General features: G+C 68.1%; 17 protein-coding genes and 4 tRNA genes. 10 read left to right on the forward strand and 11 right to left on the reverse strand.

All coding sequences use genetic code 11. The features are described from left to right. Positions 1–41: 41 nt before the first annotated feature. Positions 42–114, reverse strand: a tRNA-Ile gene (locus V6D00_13315). A gap of 92 nt (positions 115–206) precedes the next feature. Between V6D00_13315 and V6D00_13320 the strand changes: the two genes are divergently transcribed. Next, positions 207–1,286 carry an HD domain-containing phosphohydrolase gene (locus tag V6D00_13320; GenBank protein ID HEY9900151.1) on the forward strand — a complete coding sequence of 360 codons (1,080 nt, stop codon included), beginning with the start codon at positions 207–209 and terminating at the stop codon, positions 1,284–1,286. A gap of 78 nt (positions 1,287–1,364) precedes the next feature. Further along, complete coding sequence (locus V6D00_13325; GenBank protein ID HEY9900152.1) at positions 1,365–1,952, forward strand: hypothetical protein; 588 nt, start codon at positions 1,365–1,367, stop codon at positions 1,950–1,952. A gap of 55 nt (positions 1,953–2,007) precedes the next feature. Here the strand turns inward: V6D00_13325 and V6D00_13330 are convergent, their stop codons facing one another. The 4 genes from V6D00_13330 to V6D00_13345 all read right to left on the reverse strand — a co-directional run bounded on the left by V6D00_13330 (position 2,008) and on the right by V6D00_13345 (position 3,202). After that, on the reverse strand, positions 2,008–2,859 hold the full coding sequence (locus V6D00_13330) for a purine-nucleoside phosphorylase (protein HEY9900153.1): 852 nt from the start codon (positions 2,857–2,859) through the stop codon (positions 2,008–2,010). Positions 2,860–2,892: 33 nt separating this feature from the next. After that, positions 2,893–2,982: transfer RNA gene (locus tag V6D00_13335), tRNA-Ser, on the reverse strand. 44 nt (positions 2,983–3,026) lie between these two features. Next, a tRNA-Lys gene (locus V6D00_13340) sits at positions 3,027–3,099 on the reverse strand. Between the two features lie 30 nt (positions 3,100–3,129). Beyond that, positions 3,130–3,202, reverse strand: a tRNA-Lys gene (locus tag V6D00_13345). A 334-nt stretch (positions 3,203–3,536) separates the two neighbouring features. Here V6D00_13345 and V6D00_13350 point away from each other — a divergent pair. The 8 genes from V6D00_13350 to V6D00_13385 all read left to right on the forward strand — a co-directional run bounded on the left by V6D00_13350 (position 3,537) and on the right by V6D00_13385 (position 11,980). Continuing rightward, entirely contained in the window at positions 3,537–4,784 is a 1,248-nt protein-coding gene (locus V6D00_13350; protein HEY9900154.1) for a D-alanyl-D-alanine carboxypeptidase family protein, read from the forward strand. A 3-nt stretch (positions 4,785–4,787) separates the two neighbouring features. Further along, positions 4,788–5,366, forward strand: coding sequence for a PilZ domain-containing protein (locus tag V6D00_13355; protein HEY9900155.1), 579 nt, complete (start codon positions 4,788–4,790; stop codon positions 5,364–5,366). A gap of 86 nt (positions 5,367–5,452) precedes the next feature. Next, a complete protein-coding gene (locus V6D00_13360; protein ID HEY9900156.1) occupies positions 5,453–6,529 on the forward strand; it encodes a BON domain-containing protein in 1,077 nt (358 codons plus the stop codon). A gap of 111 nt (positions 6,530–6,640) precedes the next feature. Continuing rightward, the gene (locus V6D00_13365; GenBank protein ID HEY9900157.1) at positions 6,641–7,636 is read left to right on the forward strand and encodes a Clp protease N-terminal domain-containing protein; all 996 of its coding nucleotides are present in this window, start codon (positions 6,641–6,643) and stop codon (positions 7,634–7,636) included. Continuing rightward, the gene (locus V6D00_13370) at positions 7,621–9,252 is read left to right on the forward strand and encodes an ATP-binding protein (GenBank protein HEY9900158.1); all 1,632 of its coding nucleotides are present in this window, start codon (positions 7,621–7,623) and stop codon (positions 9,250–9,252) included. The genes V6D00_13365 and V6D00_13370 overlap by 16 nt, the downstream gene beginning before the upstream one ends. Further along, on the forward strand, positions 9,240–9,509 hold the full coding sequence (locus tag V6D00_13375) for a hypothetical protein (protein HEY9900159.1): 270 nt from the start codon (positions 9,240–9,242) through the stop codon (positions 9,507–9,509). Before V6D00_13370 ends, V6D00_13375 begins: the two co-directional genes overlap by 13 nt. A gap of 32 nt (positions 9,510–9,541) precedes the next feature. After that, positions 9,542–10,762 carry a nucleoside transporter C-terminal domain-containing protein gene (locus tag V6D00_13380; protein ID HEY9900160.1) on the forward strand — a complete coding sequence of 407 codons (1,221 nt, stop codon included), beginning with the start codon at positions 9,542–9,544 and terminating at the stop codon, positions 10,760–10,762. Between the two features lie 9 nt (positions 10,763–10,771). Then, complete coding sequence (locus tag V6D00_13385) at positions 10,772–11,980, forward strand: nucleoside transporter C-terminal domain-containing protein (GenBank protein HEY9900161.1); 1,209 nt, start codon at positions 10,772–10,774, stop codon at positions 11,978–11,980. Between the two features lie 106 nt (positions 11,981–12,086). On the opposite strand, the gene V6D00_13390 is transcribed toward V6D00_13385, so the two are convergent. The 6 genes from V6D00_13390 to V6D00_13415 form a co-directional block, all read right to left on the reverse strand. Continuing rightward, positions 12,087–13,436, reverse strand: coding sequence for a glycosyltransferase family 9 protein (locus tag V6D00_13390; GenBank protein HEY9900162.1), 1,350 nt, complete (start codon positions 13,434–13,436; stop codon positions 12,087–12,089). A 21-nt stretch (positions 13,437–13,457) separates the two neighbouring features. Continuing rightward, positions 13,458–13,826 carry a hypothetical protein gene (locus V6D00_13395; GenBank protein ID HEY9900163.1) on the reverse strand — a complete coding sequence of 123 codons (369 nt, stop codon included), beginning with the start codon at positions 13,824–13,826 and terminating at the stop codon, positions 13,458–13,460. Positions 13,827–13,828: 2 nt separating this feature from the next. Next, positions 13,829–14,242, reverse strand: coding sequence for a flagellar export chaperone FliS (gene fliS / locus V6D00_13400; GenBank protein HEY9900164.1), 414 nt, complete (start codon positions 14,240–14,242; stop codon positions 13,829–13,831). A gap of 24 nt (positions 14,243–14,266) precedes the next feature. Continuing rightward, the gene (fliD, locus tag V6D00_13405; protein HEY9900165.1) at positions 14,267–16,051 is read right to left on the reverse strand and encodes a flagellar filament capping protein FliD; all 1,785 of its coding nucleotides are present in this window, start codon (positions 16,049–16,051) and stop codon (positions 14,267–14,269) included. Positions 16,052–16,174: 123 nt separating this feature from the next. Next, the gene (locus V6D00_13410; GenBank protein ID HEY9900166.1) at positions 16,175–16,558 is read right to left on the reverse strand and encodes a flagellar protein FlaG; all 384 of its coding nucleotides are present in this window, start codon (positions 16,556–16,558) and stop codon (positions 16,175–16,177) included. Positions 16,559–16,703: 145 nt separating this feature from the next. Beyond that, a complete protein-coding gene (locus V6D00_13415; protein HEY9900167.1) occupies positions 16,704–17,537 on the reverse strand; it encodes a flagellin in 834 nt (277 codons plus the stop codon). Between the last annotated feature and the right edge of the window lie 61 nt (positions 17,538–17,598).

Here is a 17,598-nt window from a genome sequence, read left to right on the forward strand (position 1 = left end):
ATAGGACAAGCGCCCGGGGGATCCCCCGGGCGCTTTGAGAGTGGCACTGGCTGGATTTGAACCAGCGGATGAGCGGGTATGAACCGCTTGCCTTAACCACTTGGCGACAGTGCCGCTGTCGATGATCCCTACTTTATCGCATCCGGCGGGCGACGTCAAGATGGGTTGGTGGTAGGGTTAAGGAGGATGTCTGGAGGAGAGCCGCGATGCGCCTGTTGATGATCGACCAGCTCGTCGCCGGAGCGCGGCTCGGCAAGACCCTCTACGCCGAGGACGGGCGGGCCCTGCTGCATCGCGGCACCGAGCTGACGGACGGCTACCTGGAGGCCCTCTGGAAGCTGGGCTACCGGGCGCTGTACGTGCTCGACCCCCACTCGGAGGACCTCGAGGCGCGCGATCCCATCAGCGAGCGCACCCGCCAGGAGGCCATCACCGCCGTCCGCGACGTCTTCAGGCAGGTGCGCGAGCCCAATCCCGGCCTCGACCAGGAGTGGACGAGCCGCCGCATCCTCTACAACACGGCCGTCGGCATCCTCAACGACCTGCAAGGCAACCGGGACCTCAACCTCCAGGTCGCCGAGCTGCGGACCCTCGGCTCCTACACCTTCAACCACTCGGTCAACACCTGCGTGCTGGGCCTGGCCCTCGGCGAGCGGCTCGGCCTTCCCTACGGCAAGCTGGCGGACCTGGCCATGGGCCTCCTGCTGCACGACGTCGGCAAGACCGCCCTGGGCGAGGGCTGTGCCGAGATGCACGAGGGGGCCGAGCAGCTCGTGGATGCGACCTATCGCCGGCACCCGCGCATCGGCTTCGACATCGCGCAGCAGCTGGGCAAGACCCTCTCGAGCCCCGCGAAGATCGTCGTCCTGCAGCATCACGAGCGCCACGACGGCTCGGGCTTCCCCAAGGGGCTCAAGGGCGACGAGATCCACCTCTTCGGCCGGATCGCGGCGATCGCCAACACCTACGACAACCTGATCCACGACCTGGGCCTGGGCCGCCCCACCCCGCCGCACCAGGCGATGGAGTACCTGATGGCCGCGGGGGGATCCCACTTCGACCACGCCCTGGTCGTCGCGTTCCTCAAGCTGCTCGTGCCCTTCCCCCTCGAGGCCGCGGTCAGGCTCAGCACCGCCGAGGAGGGCCTGGTGGTCGCCATCGACCGGGGGCTGCCCATGCGCCCGACCATCCGCGTCACCATGGACCCCGACGGCACCGAGCGCCGCCGCCCCTACGAGCTGGATCTCAAGAAGCACCCCGACATCACCATCGTCCAGGCCTATTAACTCTTCGCCGCTTCTCGGAACGCCTCGGCGGCTGTGCTACGATGCCCGCGCAATGATCCTTTACACGGGAGGCACCATATGAAGGGACCGACCAAGGCCTCGGGCATCGGCGGCACGCTGAGCACCCACGGGGGGCGCGACGCGCGGCGCAAGGTCGTCGGGCGCGCGATCGACCAGTTCCGCCCCGATCTGCCCCACCACGCCAACGCCGCCCCGGACATCAAGGGGGAGGTGGCCTACTGCGTCAGCTGCCATGCGATCTACCGCCCCAAGCAGTGGCACCTGGACGAGGCGGAGTTCCATCGCCTCTCGATCAACCCGGAGGTCGAGGGTCTCACCTGTCCGAGCTGCCGGGCCATCGAGCGCGGGGATTTCTACGGGGAGCTGCGCATGCGCCTGAAGGGCCTCGAGCGCCACCGCGAGCAGATCCTCAACACGGTCTACAACGAGGAGGCCCGGGCCCGGATCAAGAACCCCCACGAGCGCATCGGGCGCCTGATCGACCGGGGGACCGAGATCCAGGTGGACACGGTCAACCCCTTCCTCGCGCACCGGCTGGCGGGCAGCCTCAAGAAGGCCTTCCACGGGACCGCCGTGGAGACCGACTACACCCCGGGCCAGGTCTACGCGCGGATCGCCTGGGGCAAGCCCGAGGGCAGGTCCTGACCAAGAACGAAGCGGGGCGGCCCTGATGGGCCGCCCCGCTTCGCGAATTTGGGAGCTACAGCCGGGCGACGAGCTCGCGGACCAGCGCCTTGGCCTTGCCCGCGCTCTTGCCCACGACCTCGAGCACCTCCTGCTCGGTGGCGTGGTGGTCGCCGTCGGGCAGGGCCATGTCCGAGATGAGGCCGAGGCCCACGACCTTGAGGCCGCAGTGGATGGCGACGATCGTCTCGAAGACGACCGACATGCCGATCGCGTCGGCGCCGATGGTCACCAGGTGCTGCAGCTCGGCCGGGGTGAAGAAGGCGGGGCCCGTGATGCCCGCGTAGACGCCCTCGTGCAGGGTGATGCCCTGCTGCTTGGCGATCTCGTGGGCCACGGCGCGCAGCTCGGAGCGGTAGGCGTCGAACATGACCGGGAAGCGAGGACCGACCTCGGGGTCGTTGGCCCCGATCAGGGGGTTGTCGCCCATCAGGTTGAGGTGGTCCTTGATGAGCATCAGGTCGCCGGCCTGGAACTGCTTGTTGAGGCCCCCCGTGGCGCAGGTGACGACCAGGGTCTCGACGCCCATGGCCCGCATGACCCGCACGGGGAAGGTCACCTGTTGCGGAGTGTAGCCCTCGTAGAGGTGGAACCGGCCCTGCATGGCCATCACCATCTGGCCGCCCAGCATGCCGAAGACCAGGTTGCCGGCGTGGCCGGGCGCGGTCGAGACGGGGAAGTGGGGGATCTCGGCGTAGGGGATGACCTCGGCGCCCTCGATCTCGGAGACCAGCGCGCCGAGGCCCGAGCCGAGGATCAGGCCGACCTTGGGCTGGACGGGCGTGCGCGCGCGCAGGAACGCGGCCGCGTCCGCGATCCGCGCGCGGACTTCGAGGACCTGCGGGGGGAGGGTGGCGGTCGTGCTCATGAAGCCTCCGTGGGGTTTTGGGTTGGAGTGGAGCGGGGAGAGGGGGATTCGAACCCCCGAGACCGCTTGACGCAGCCTACATTCTTTCCAGGAATGCCCTTTCAACCACTCAGGCATCTCCCCCTGCAGGGCTCCCCGCTGTCGATCGGGGGCCTGATAAAAAAGAGTGCACCCTCTGGGGCTCGAACCCAGGACCCGCTGATTAAGAGTCAGCTGCTCTACCAACTGAGCTAAAGGTGCGTGGCAAGACGCCGATCATATGAACTTGAGTGCACCCTCTGGGGCTCGAACCCAGGACCCGCTGATTAAGAGTCAGCTGCTCTACCAACTGAGCTAAAGGTGCCAGTTTGAGGCGGTGAGCGGCGCCGAAAGCGGCGCTGCGTCGCAACGTCTCACACTATAGCCGAAGCCTCGCGAGTTTGCAAGCGGTCGCGACGAAAATTTTAATCCCGATTTAAGGCGCCTGCGCGAAGCCGGGCGATGGGGGGGCGGCCGTGGTGTCTTGGATCACCGCCGTTTCGTCCCTTGCTTTCTAGGATGGTGGGAGAGCGAACCTTAACGAAGCTTAAACGTGGCGTGCCCCGCCGGGCCGCTATAATGTCCGTATCGTTGCAATGTTGATAATGAATGCAGCGACCGCAAGTCGTCCCCCCTCGTCGCACGGGAGGCTCGTTGCCTTGGTTCGAAAGATCCACCTCGCCGCCTTGCTGATCCCCCTGCTCGCGACGATCGCGGCCGTTCCCGCCCAGGCGGCCGGCACGCCCTCGGTCTCGGCCAAGGCGGCGATCGTCATCGACGGCGTCACGGGCCAGGTCCTCTACGCCAAGAACGTCCACGATCGCCTGCCCCAGGCGAGCACCACCAAGATGATGGCGGGGATCGTGGCCCTCGAGCGCGGCAGTCTGGCCGACGAGATCCAGGTCAGCAAGCGCGCCGCCGAGACCGAGGGCTCCAGCATGTACCTGGAGGCGGGTGAGCGCCTGACCTTCGAGCAGCTTCTCTACGGGATGATGCTCAACTCGGGCAACGACGCGACCGAGGCGGTGGCCGAGTACATCTCTGGCGACGCCGACCACTTCGTCGGCCTCATGAACCAGAAGGCCCAGGCCCTCGGCCTGAAGGACACCCGCTACGTCACCCCCCACGGTCTGCCGGCCAAGGAGCACTACTCCAGCGCCTACGACCTGGCCCAGATCGCGCGCTACGCCCTCTCCAACCCGGCCTTCGCCGAGATCGCCGCCACCAAGGCCTTTCCCCTGCCCGGCAACAAGCGCGCCCCCCACCGGATGCTCGTCAACCACAACAAGCTCCTGCGCTACTTCCCCGGCGCCTGGGGCGGCAAGACCGGCTACACCATCGTCGCGGGCAAGTGCTTCGTGGGCTCGGCCAAGCGTGACGGCCGCTACGTGATCGAGGCCCTCCTCAGCGCGCCGGACTGCTGGGCGGACGCCGAGAAGCTCCTCAACTACGGCCTGGACTCCTTCACCTCGGAGCCCGTCGCGGCCGCCGGCCAGGCGATGGCCGACGCGAAGGTCGCAGGCGGCGCCCGCGGCTCGGTCAAGGCGGTCCTCGCCCAGGCCGTCGCCCTCAGCGTCCCCAAGGGGGGCAAGAAGCCCGAGGTGAGCCCGAGCATCCGCCTTTCGCCTTCCCTCAAGGCGCCGGTCAAGGCGGGTCAGCCGGTCGGGACCTACGAGCTGCGCCAGGGCGATCGCCTCCTGGCCTCGACGCCTTTGGTCGCGGCCGCCGACGTGCCGGTGGGCGGCCTGGAGCTCGGGGACCTGGGGGCGGTCTTCGGCTGGTTCCTCAAGGGCGGCGCGCTCTCGGTGGCCCTCTTCTCGGCCTTCCGCTGGCGGGGCATGCGCCGCCGGGGCCGTCGCAAGCGTGGGAAGGGCCTGCTCGGCGCTTCCAACGCCATCCATCGCTAGATCGTGCCCGCCCTCGGATCGCTCGCGGTCGTGAGCCTCGACGGCCAGGAGGTGGTGGGCGAGGTCGTCGCCTGCGACGAGACCCACGCGACGGTGGCCGTCCGGATCCCCCACGACGTGGCCGAGGTCTTCCCGCTCGAGGGCACGGTGACCTGGGACGACGGCCGGGTGCAGCCCTGGCGCCGCGCCCAGGCGAGTGCCGTGACCGTCGTCGAGCTGCGCCTGCCGCTCGCGGCGCTCGGCCCCCAGGAGCCCCGGGCCGAGGTCCACCTCAAGCGCCGGGTGGCGGTGGACGTTCGGAGCCGCGCGGACGGTCAGCTGGTCGCCGCCGGTCACACCCAGACCCTCTCGCGCGCGGGGGCCAAGCTCGTGCTCAAGCGAGCGCTGCGCCCCGACCAGCGCTATCGCCTGGCCCTGTACCTGCCCGACGGCCTGCTCAAGCTCGATGCGGTGGTGCTGCGCGCCGACGCCGCCAAGACCCTCGTCGCCTTCCGGGACGTGAGCCCCGAGGCCGAGGCTCAGCTCGATCGCTTCTTGCGCGAGGGCCTCACGGCCCTGCGCCGCCTGCGCGAGACGCCGTAACCGTCGACGGGGTGTCGGTCCTCGCCGCCGCCCTGTGCTATCCTCTGCGCCCAGCATGACCCGACACGAGCAAAGGGGGAAGCGCGATGAGAGGCTCGAGAGGCACCAGAGGCAAGGAAGACGTCGCCAACGCCCTGCGGGAGGCGTTCGCCAAGGACCCGCTGATCAAGGCCGAGCGAATCCGCATCACCATGCTGGCGCCCGGCGCCCTCGCCCTCCAGGGCGAGGTCTCGACCCTGGCCGAGAAGGACGAGGCCGGCTTCATCGCTCGCCAGATCGCGCCCCAGTGCGAGATCGACAACTCCCTGACGGTCGCGGTCAATCGCCCCATGGGCGACGCCGCCCTCGCGCGGCGGGCCGAGGAGGCCCTGCTCGCGGCCAACCTGCCGCGCACCGTGGGCGTGCAGGTGCAGGACGGGCTCGCGGTGCTCAGGGGCAGCGTGGAGAGCAAGGAGTTGCTGCGCAAGGCGCGGCTCGCCGTCAGCCACGTCCCCGGCATCAAGGACGTGCGCGAGGAGCTGCTGAGCCTCGAGGGCCGGCAGGTCTTCGAGACGCTCGGCGCCGCGCGCACCGGGCGCACGGATCTCGAAGCGCCGGGCGAGGACCTGGAGCTGGTCGATGCGATCCCCGCGCCCGACGTGGTCAACCGCATCGAGGAGCTGCTCGCCAACCGCATGGATCCGGCGCGCGCCGACGAGATCCGCGTGACCTTCGACCAGGGGATCGCCCGCCTGACGGGCTTCGTCAAGACGATCGAGGAGCTGGCGCGGGCCGAGAAGCTCGCCCGCTCGGTGAGCGGGGTGCGGGCGGTGCGCAACCATCTGGTCTCGCTGGACGGCTCCGCGGGCTGCGACGAGGCGCTCGCCACCGAGATCCGCCGGGGGCTCGGCGCCAAGGGCGATCACGCGAGCCCCGTCGACATCAAGGCCTACGTGGCCGAGGACACCGCCTACCTCCAGGGGGTGGTGGACTTCCCCGAGCAGATCGCCCAGGCGGTCGCGATCGCGCGCGGGGTCCAGGGCATCGCGCACGTCCACCACAGCCTCCAGGTGAGCGAGCGCCACTTCCGCTCGGGGGCGGGGCCCGGGCATGCGGCGAGCGACGCGCGCGAGCAGCTGGCCGATAAAGGGCTCGACTGGGATCCGAACCGTCCGGAGTCCTGATCGTCCGATTAGGCGTCGCTCGGCGGGGTACATGGACCTGGAGGCCCGGTGGGGCGTATAATACCCGCGTATGCAGCCGAGCGACGGTCGAAAGGGTGGGGCGCGGCGGTCATGTTCGAGAACTTCTCGGCCAAGGCGATCGAGGCGCTCCAGCTGGCCCGCGAAGAGGCCCGCCGCCTGGAATTCGCTCAAGTGGACACCGACCACCTGCTCCTGGGTCTTCTGGCCGAGGGCAACGGCGTGGCCGCCCGGGCCCTGAGGCTCGAGGGGGTGGACCTGCGCCGGGCGCGGGTGGCCGCCGAGCAGCTCGGGGGGCGGGGCTACATGCGCGCCTCGCAGCTCTTCTTCTCGAGCGATTGCCAGGCCGTCTTCTTCGACGCCGCGGCCCTCGCCGCCCAGGTCGAGCCGGTGTTGGTCGACACCCAGGACCTTCTCTTCGCCCTGCTCAAGCACCCCGGCTGCCGCGCGATCGCCCTTCTGCGCCACCTGGACGCCGACCTGGAGGCCCTGCACCGCCGGGTGCGCTCGGTCCGCGCCCAGGACCTGGAATCGCCCAGCCCGCCTCCCGGCCCGGATCGGCCGGTGCCGCCCAAGCACTTCAGCCCGCGCCTCTTGACCCCGAGTGCTCGCAAGGCCTACGACCAGGCCTTTGCCATGGCGCGCGCCGCGGGCCACACCCTGGTGGGGACCGAGCAGCTCCTGGTGGCCCTGCTGGCCGTCGACGAGGGCCTCGCCTCGCGCGTGCTCGCCGAGAGCGGCATGAGGCGCCTCGACGCCGAGGCCGTCCTGCACCGGGTCATGGGGCTCGGCTCGGGCACGGTCGACTCCAAGCACGTGCTCAGCCGCCGCGCCCAGGAGGCCCTCGACGCCGCCTGGCGCGAGGCCTGCGCGCGATCGCACGACGCGCTCGGCACCGGCCACGTCCTGCTGGGCCTGCTGGGCCTGGACGCCGGCGGCGCCCTCACCCTCATGGACCACCTCAGGCTCAACCTCGGGGCGGTCCAGCTCGATACCGAGCAGGCCTTCGACGACTCCCCTCGCGATCCCGAGCCCCGGTGGGCGGGGGACGCCCTGCTTGCGACCGGTGACGAATGCCCACTTCCTTGAACGCGCTCGAGGCCTTCCTCGACTTCGATCCGCAGGCCCCCGACGCCGTCCGCGAGTTCGCGCGGCGCGCGCGGGCCCTGCTTTCGGCCGAGAGCGCGACCTTCTGGCGCATGGCCGGCACCACCCTGCACCTGGAGGAGGTCTGGGACGTCTCGGCGGCCGAGGCGATCGCGGCGCTGACGCGGCTTGCGATCCGCGACGACGCGCCGCAGGCCTTCCTCGACGCGGGCGGGGCCCTGCTGTACCTTCCCCTGCTCGCCCAGCGCCGGTGCCTGGGGGCCTTCCTCTTCAGGGTCAAGGCCATGCCCGAGGGGGCTTGGCACGCCGCTCTGGCCCTGCCGGCCACGGCCCTCGCCCTGGCCTTCGCCCACGAGCGGCTCGCGGTGCGCGAGGCGGCGCTGGGCGCGCGCTTCGAGCGCATGATCGACTCCCTGCACCTGCCGATGATCTTCCTGGACGCCGCCCTGCGCCCGACCTCCCTCAACAAGGCCTTCCGGGATCTGCACGGCCTGGCCGAGGCCGAGGCCTTCGACACCATGGAGGCCCTGTGGGAGCGGATCGGCCCGCGCTACCTCCATCCGACGGCCGTGCAGCGCATCTTCGCGGCCTGGGCCCGCGCGCCCCTCTTCCCGCCGAGCGCCGAGGTCGAGTTCCGCGAGCCGGGAGAGGGTCATTATCGCCTGGTCCTGACCCCCTTCGTCGACGGCCAGGGGGCCTTCGGCGGGGCGGTCGCGAGCTACTACGACGTCACCCAGGAGCGCCGCCTGATGCGCCTGCAGGCCGACTTCATCGACAGCCTGGAGGAGCGGGTCAACGAGCGCACCCACGACCTGGTCATCGCCAACCAGGCCCTGACGCGCGCCAACCAGCAGCTGCGCGAGCTGGACCGCATGAAGAGCGACTTCATCTCCACGGTGAGCCACGAGCTGCGGACCCCGCTCAACCTCATCGTGGGCTTCGCCTCGCTCCTGGAGGAGGGGGTGAGCGGCGAGCTGAACCCCGATCACCGCGAGTGGGTGCGCGGGGTGATCCTGGGATCCATGCGCCTCAAGGGCCTGATCGACAACATCCTCGACCTCTCGCGCCTGACGGCGGGGCGCTTCGAGCTCCACTGCACCTGGGTCGACCCGCGGGCCATGCTGGTGCAGGCCGTCGAGGAGCTCTCCGCCCACCCGGACGCGCAGGGCAAGCGCCTCGTGCTCGACGTGCCGAGCGAGCTGCCCTCCCTCTGGGCCTCGCCCGAGACCCTCTACCAGCAGGTCCTGATGAACCTCGCGGTCAACGCGCTCAAGTTCACCGAGCCGGGCGGCGAGATCCGCTTTGCCGCCTGGCTCGAGGGCGACAAGTTTGCCCTGGAGGTCACCGATACAGGGATCGGGATCCCGGAGGAGGCGTTCGGCAAGATCTTCGATCGCTTCGTCCAGGTCGACTCCAGCTCGACGCGCCGCCACGGCGGCTCGGGCCTGGGGCTTGCGATCGCCCGGGAGATCGTCGAGCTTCACGGCGGCACCATCGAGGTGAAGTCCGAGCTCGGCGTGGGGTCCCGGTTCTGCGTGCGCCTGCCCATCAAGGCACCGGGGCACGACGCAGGGGAAGGAGAGCCATGCACCAGCTAGGCCTGAGCGCCGCCGACGTGGCGGCCCTGCTGCACCGCGAGGGCCAGGACGCGTCGCGGCGCCTGGAGACGTTCGCGGCCGCCAACCGGCATTCGGGCCTCGCCGCCGAGGCGGCCCGAGAGCTCGCCTTGATCCAGTACCTGCAGGAGTTCGCGACGACCCTGCTAGAGGCGAACAACCGTAAGATCGCCGCCGACCTCGTCCGGCTGGGGGTGCTGACCGGCACCATCACCCGCGACGGGGAGGCTGCGTTCTGATGAGATCTACGAAGGAGTAGTATCCCCCGCCCATGAACAAGCTGATCAGTCTCGTCGGAATCGTCGTGATCCTCGGGATCGCCTACCTGCTCTCCACCAACCGCAAGGCCATCAGCCTGAGGGTCGTGGGCTGGGGCCTCGGGATGCAGGCGTTTCTCGCCCTGTTCGTCCTCAAGACCCCCATCGGCCACCTGATCTTCGAGAAGCTGGGGGCGGGCGTCACCAAGCTCCTCGACTTCTCGAAGGTCGGCGCCGGCTTCATCTTCGGCGACCTGGTCAACAAGATGGACACCTTCGGCTTCATCTTCGCCTTCCAGGTCCTGCCCGCCATCGTCTTCGTCGGCAGCCTGATGGGCGTCGCCTACTACCTGGGCATCATGCAGTTCATCGTGAGCCTGATCGCCAAGATCATGGTCAAGACCATGGGTACCTCGGGGGCCGAGAGCCTCTCGGCGGTGGGCACCGTCTTCGTCGGCCAGTCCGAGGCTCCCTTGCTCATCAAGCCCTACGTCCCCGACATGACCCGCTCCGAGCTGATGGCGGTCATGACCGGCGGCATGGCGACCATCGCGGGCTCGGTCATGGCGGGTTACCTCGGCATGCTCGGCAGCGAGTGGGCCCCCCACCTGCTGGCCGCCTCGATCATGGGCGCGCCCGCGGGCATGGTCATGGCCAAGATCATCGTGCCCGAGACCGAGGAGCCCAAGACCAAGGGCGGTGCCTCGCTCGTGATTGAGAAGACCGAGTCCTCGATCATCGAGGCGGCCGCCAAGGGCGCCGGCGACGGCATGCACCTGGCCTTCATCGTGGGCGCCATGCTGCTCGCCTTCATCTCCTTGATCGCGATGCTCAACGCCGGCCTGGGCCTGTTCCACACCTCCATGGAGACGTTGCTCGGCTACCTCTTCATGCCGCTGGCCTTCCTCATGGGCGTGCCCTGGCACGAGGCCGCGACCGTGGGGAGCCTCATCGGCCAGAAGATCGTCCTCAACGAGTTCGTCGCCTACTCCAGCCTCTCGTCGATCATCAAGGGCCAGACGGCGGGCGTGACCCTCGGGCCCCAGGCGACCCTCATCGCGACCTTCGCCCTGTGCGGCTTCGCCAACTTCAGCTCCATCGCCATCAACATCGGCTGCCTGGGCGGCATCGCCCCCAGCCGCCGCGGCGAGCTTGCCCAGCTGGGCCTGCGCGCCATGATCGGCGGCGCCCTGGCCTCGTGCCTGACCGCGACCCTCGCGGGCATGCTGAGCTAGGGGGGCGACATGCAGAATCTCATCAGCCTCGTCGGCATCGTGGCGATCCTCGCGATCGCCGCAGCCTTCTCGACCAACCGCAAGGCGATCCGCTGGCGGATCGTCCTCTGGGGCCTCGGCATCCAGCTCACTCTGGCCCTCTTCATCCTCAAGACCCAGCCGGGCAAGGTCCTCTTCCGGATCCTGGGAGAGGGCGTCAGCCAGCTTCTGGACTTCTCCAAGGTCGGCTCCAGCTTCCTCTTCGGCGGCCTGGTGACCAAGGTTCCCTCGTTCGGCTTCATCTTCGCCTTCCAGGTCCTGCCGACCATCGTCTTCATGGCGTCGCTTATCTCGGTGTTCTACTACCTGGGCATCGTGCAGAAGGTCGTCAGCTTCCTCGCGTTCCTCATGACCAAGACCATGGGCATCTCGGGCGCCGAGAGCCTCTCGAGCGCGGCCTGCGTCTTCGTCGGCCAGGTGGAGGGGCCTCTCTTGGTCCGCCCCTACATCCCCGACATGACCAAGTCCGAGCTGATGGCCCTGATGACCGGCGGCATGGCCACCCTCGCGGGCGGTGTGCTCGCGGCCTACCTCGGCATGCTCGGAAAGGACTGGGCGCCGGCTCTCTTGGCCGCCTCCTTCATGGGGGCTCCGGCGGGCCTGGTGATGGCCAAGATCATCGTCCCCGAGACCGAGCAGCCCAAGACCACCGGCGGGGCCACGATCGAGATCGAGCGCACCGAGTCCTCGGTCATCGAGGCGGCCGCCAAGGGCGCGGGCGACGGCATGAACCTGGCGTTCAACGTGGGCGCCATGCTGCTCGCCTTCATCTCGCTGGTGGCCATGCTCAACGCGGGCCTGGGCCTGTTCCACACCTCCATGGAGCAGATCCTGGGCTACGCCTTCTCGCCGCTGGCCTTCCTGATCGGCGTGCCCATGAACGAGGCGATGGCCGTCGGCAACCTGATCGGCCAGAAGCTGGTGCTCAACGAGTTCGTCGCCTACTCCCAGCTCCAGCAGATGATCACCAACCACCAGCTCAGCGAGCGCGCGACCCTGATCGCGACCTTCGCCCTGTGCGGCTTCGCCAACTTCAGCTCGATCGCGCAGAACGTGGGCGGCATCGGGGCCATGGCCCCCAGCCGCCGCGGGGATCTGGCGAAGCTCGGCCTCAGGGCCATGCTCGCCGGTGCTCTGGCGTCGTGCATGAGCGCGGCGATCGCGGGACTCCTGAGCTAACCAATAATGTCCCCCGCCCCCTGGTGGACTTGCGCACGGATGCGCTGATGCCGCGAAGGGCACGGATGCCCGAGAGCGGCTCGGGGTTAGGGGTGGGGGGATCTAATCAAGTTCCATACGATGGGGCCTCGTCCGCGTGCCGGATGAGGCTTTCTCGTTCTTCGGGGCTGATGCTGCCCAGGATCACCTTGATCTTCGGGACGACCTTGCCCGGCTTCAGCTCGCGCCGGATGAAGTCGTCCAGGACCTGCGAGACCTCCGGCCCGGTCAGGGGGTGGGCGGTCAGGGTCAGCGCCCAGGGAGCCGTCGCCTCGTGGTCGGCGACGAAGGCCGCCACCTCCTGCTTCCAGGTGGCGAGCGGCCCGAGCCAGTCGGGGAAGGCCACGCGCGTCCTGAGCCGGGCGAAGTTGTCCTCGCGGTGCTCGCGGCCCCAGCCGGGCTCGCCGCCCAGGTACAGGTGCTGGTGGGTGAAGGGGGTGATCGCGTGGTCGGTCTCGAAGCGCGAAAGGCCGCGCGGATCCCTGGCGGCCTCGCGCATGAGCGCCTTGGCCTCGCGCAGGGCCGTGCGCCGGGCCCTCAGGCGCGGCACGAGGGCGTCGGCCTCGGCGATCATGCGCTCCACCGAGATGGCCTGGGTGCAGGGGGTGCGGCCCTTCTGCAGATTGGCCGCGCGGCACTCGCTCAGCACGTTCCCGCTCCAGCCGCAGTTGCGGCAGGCGGGTGAGACCTCCACGGCGATCGAGTCGGCGTCGTAGGCGTAGGCGGCGTAGGGGTGGCTCGCTCCCCAGGGCGAGAGGATGGGCGTCCCGAGCGCGCCTGAGAGGTGGGTGAGGCCGCCGTGGTTGCCGACGAAGAGGTCCGCCAGGGAGAGGACGGCCATGGTCTGGCGGAGGGTGGTCTGTCCCACCAGGTCGTAGCCGAGGCCCAGGTGGCCCGCCGAGAGGCCACCGCCCAGCTCGATCAGCGAGACGCCGTGCGCCGTCTCCATGTGGGCCATGAGGGCCCTGAAGCGCTCTTCGCCCCAGCGCCGGTCGGGCTCCTTGCTGTCGACCGAGAAGGCGACGATCAGCTCGTCCCCGCCGTCGTCCTCGAGGCCCAGCTCTTCCATCTCGCGGGGCAGGACGTAGAGCGACGGCGGCGTGGGATCCGCAGGGAGGCCGTGAAAGCGCCGGAAGTTGTCGAACACGCTCAGCCCCTCGGCGAGCGCGTCGCGCAGGGTGGCCGTCACGGGCTTGAGATCGGGGGTGGCGACGATCAGGTCGAAGGCCTCGTCGGGGCTCGTCTCGTCGAAGGAGTCGACGAGCGGATGGCCCCAGGCGAGGGTGCGGCTGCCACGCGAGGCGATCCATGCCTCGGGGTGGCGCTCGCGCAGGGCACGGTAGAAGCCGGTCTCGCAGACGATGTCACCGAGGCCCTTTTCGCCGCGGTGATCGACCAGGATGCGAAGGGGAGTCATGGCGGGTGGAAAAGCGAATCCTTACTGCTCGTGATCCAGGAACTGCGGATCGATGGGGTCGCCGTAGGCCTCCATGTACCCGCTGAGGGCGTCCTTGGAGCGGTCGACCGTGCTGAGCTCGCGCATCAGGGTGTGGCGCTTGCGCTGGAAAGCCGCCTGGTTCTGGAGGTCGAGGGTCTGCATCTCGGAGAGCGTGGCCTTGAGCGCCGCGCGGTTGGCGGGCAAGGTCGGCCCCGCCAAGAGCTGCTCGGCAGCATCGAAGCAGACGGCTCGCTCGTCGAGCAGGTGGACGAACTCGTCCCACGCGTCCACGGCGATGGCGTCCGACTGCAGTCGCGTCAGCTCCATCGCCTGGTCGTAGAGGCGCTCGAGCTCGGCCTCGCGCTCCATCGTCAGGCGGTGGCCTGCGCGGTCTTGAGCGCGCCCACGTTCTTGGCGGCCTGCATCCAGGCCTCGCGCAGCTCCTTGAGGATGTCGAGGACGCCCGTCAGCAGCTGTGGGTTCTTGCCGATGTTCGCCTGGACGGTCTGGCGGGTCATGAAGTCGTAGAGGTCGAACAGGTTCTTGGCCAGCTCGCCGCCGACCTTCATGTCGAGGGTGACCATCAGCTCGTTGAGGATGTTCTGGACCTTCAGGCAATTGGTGTTGGCCGTGTTGAAGTCCTTGTCCTCGAGGGCCTTCTTCGCGGTGTTCGCGAAGCGGATTGCCCCGTCGTACAGCATCAGCAGCAGACGCTCGGGCGAGGCCGTCTCGACCTGGGTCTGCTGGTACTGGGAGTAGGGATTGTTCGCCAGCATCGTGTTCATGCGGGAAAGCTCCTCCTAAAGGGGTTAACCGAGGGCGCTGATCTGGGAGAGGAAGGCCGATTTCTGACTGTTGATCCGGGCGACGGCCTGCTCCATGGCGGCGAACTGTCGCTCCATGCCTTTACGGGTGAGGGCGAGGCGGCTGGTCACGTTGGTGATCTGATCGTCGTAGCCGCGCAGCTGCCGCTGGACCGACTTGTCTCGGGTCTTGAAGACCCCGTCGGTGCTGCCGACCTTGGTGAGGTAGGTCTTGAGCTTGGCGGCGATCCCCTTGTCGATCTTCTTGGTCGAGTCCAAGGGGTCGGTTTCGGTGAGCTGGAAGAGCATGGCGACCCGGTCGGGGTTGGCCTCCATGGCGGCCTTGAACTTGGTCTCGTCGAGCTGGAGGTGAATCTTGTCGTCCTTGCTCGTCGCGAGGCCGAGTTCGACCAGGCTCTTGGGGGAGTCGGTGACGCCCGAGACGTTGGAGGCGAGCATCGAGCGGATCGAGTCGGTGATCTGGCGCAGGTCTCGGTCGAAGGCGTTGGGTTGGCCCTTGGCCGTGGCATCGGTGATGGCGTCGACCAGCTGGTTGTACTGGTCGACGAAGCTCTTGACCTTGGTGATGGTGGCGCCGGGGTCGGCGGCGGTGGTCACGGTGATCGCGTCGTTGGTGTTTTCCTGGATCTTGACGGCTGTGAAGGTCAGCCCCGGGATTACGTTGGTGAAGGTGTTGGTCGCGCTGCTGATGAAGTGCGTCGCGTCCGTGTCGCCCGCGGCCCCGGTGAAGCCGTTGACTCCGACGATACCAATCTGGGCGTTCTGGCCCGCCTTGAGCTCGCCGTTCAGGAGCCCGAGCTTTGACATGAGATCGCCGGTGGTGTCCTCGACCGAGACGGCGCTGGAGCCCGTCGTGCGCGAGGTCATGACGATCTTATCCTCGAGGGGGTTGTAGGTGGCGGTCACGCCGGCCTTCGAGGCGTTGATCTTGGTCAGGATGTCGTTGAGCGACTCGGTGGCAGCGTTGTAGCTCAGCTCGACGCCGTTGATCTTGAAAGCGCCCGAGCTCGGCGCGCCGGCGACGAGGTTGGAGGTGGCGAGCGGAGTGTTGACCTGGAGGGTACTGATGCCACTGGTTGAGCGGATCGTCGCGCCGATCGGGCCATCGTAGGTCACGGTGCGCAGGTTGGTCACGCTCAGGAAGTTGGAGGTGTCGCTGCCTGCACCCAGGATGATCTTGGTGGCGTTCGCGGCCGTCAGCTCGATCTTGTTGCCAACCAGCGCGGCCGTCACGTCGCCGCCGGTCTGGGTCGAAATGCCGGCGAAGACATCGCTCAGGCTCTTCGTGGGATCAACGGTGACGGTGTTGGTCTGCGTGCTGCCATCGGAGTCCCGGGTCCACTGGATGGTGAAGGTTCCCGCCTTGATGGGGGCCGAGCCCTTGATCTCACTTAGTACGGTGCTGGCATCGCTCAGCGCGGTGCCGAGCCCCGCACCGGAACGCAGCGTCGTGGCGGTCGCCAGTTGCTTGACGTTGATGCGATAGGAGCCTGAGGCGGCATCCGCCCCGGCCTTGGCAGTGAGGACGTTGGTGTCGCTCGAGGTGGCGGACTTGGCGCGCAGGTTGAGATCCATCGTCAGCTCGGAGGCCGCCCCCTTGAGGGCCAGGATCCGGGTGTTGATCGTTTGGAAGACCTGGTTCTTGGTGTTGAGCGCCGATTTCTTCTGCTGGAGCAGCCGCAGGGGCTGCTGCTCGATCGACATCAGCTGCTCGACCAGCGCCTTGGTATCGAGGCCGCTCGCGATGCCTCCGACCGAAAATCCACCCATGATTCACCCTCCTTGGCGGGGTCAAGACCATCCAACAAAACCAGGCATGTTACGGCCATTGGCCGCCGCTGGCGGCTAGGGCGCCTGCGGCTCAACGCAACAGGAACAGTTTCGTTAGACGCTCTAGCGGTTCTCGTCCACCAGCAGGCCCGAGAGCTGCTTCTGGAACATGGCGACCAGATCCAGGAACTTCTCGGAGGGGATCTCGCGGATCACCTCGCCGGTATCCTGGTTGACCACGGTGACGATGGTGCGCTTCGTATCCTCGTGGACCTTGAAGCGCAGGGACTCGTTGAAGGTCGTCATCAGCTGATCGACCTGATCGACGGCCTGGGCGAGCATCTGCTTGCCCACGGGCTTGGCGTTGTCGCCCTGCTCGGCGTTCTGCTGAGCGGCGAGGGGGATGGCGGCTACCTGAGCGCGATCGCGCTGGGCCTGCTGATCGGCCGGGAGGTTGCTGAGTTGAGAGACCGCGCCGGCGGCCGCGATGGCTCCTTCTATACGCATAGGGACCCTCTCCTGTGCTCGTGTGGGGCGACGAGACGCGATTCCCACTCATGGTATCGGCCCGGTGGGCGCGATCTTTACGGGGTCGCGTAGCTATTTTCCCAAGAAAAGAGCCGGCCCGAAGGCCGGCTCTTTCCTGAGGGGCTTACCGGAGCAGGCCGAGGACGCCCTGCGACGACTGGTTGGCCTGGGAGAGCATCGCGGTCGACGACTGGCTGAGGATCTGGGCCTTCGACATGTTGACGACTTCCTTCGCCATGTCGAGGTCCTTGACTCGGCTGTTCGCGGCGTTGAGGTTCTCCGAGGCAACACCCAGGTTGGCGATGGTGTGCTGCAGGCGGTTGATCAGCGCACCCAGCTTGGAGCGGTTGTTGCTGACGGTGTTGATCGCGGCATCGAGCTTCGAGATCGCGGTCGAGGCGGCAGCCGAGTTGCCGACCGAGATGTCGGAGCCGTTGCTGACCGACAGCGAAGTCGCGCTCATGTTGCTGAGGGTGAAGCTGATGGTCTGGCCAGCGTTGGCGCCGATCTGGAAGGTCAGGCCGCCGGCGGACAGGTCACCGTTGATGAGCTTCTTGGTGTTGAACTCGGTCGTGGTCGAGATGCGATCGAGCTCGCTCGAGAGCTGGCTGAGCTCGTCCGAGATGTTGCTGCGGTCGGCGGTGGTCAGGGTGTCGTTGGCACCCTGGACGGCCAGCTCGCGCATACGCTGCAGGATGGCCTGGGACTCCTGCATCGCGCCTTCGGCGGTCTGGATGAGCGAGATGCCGTCCTGGGCGTTACGCGAGGCCTGGTCGAGACCACGGGTCTGGCCTTCCATCTTCTGGCTGATGGCGAGGCCGGCGGCATCGTCCGAAGCGCCGTTGATGCGCAGGCCGGACGACAGGCGCGCCAGGCTCTTGTTGAGCATGGTGTCGTTGTCGGTCAGCACGCGGTGGGCGTTGAGGGCGGCCACGTTGGTGTTGATACGAAGAGCCATGAGATACCTCCTTGTGGGGTGTGCGGGAAACTTCCGTGTCTCCTCGCTTTTACGGATCCAC

Origin of the sequence: Pantanalinema sp., from assembly GCA_036704125.1 — a bacterium.
Lineage (GTDB): Bacteria > Cyanobacteriota > Sericytochromatia > S15B-MN24 > UBA4093 > JAGIBK01.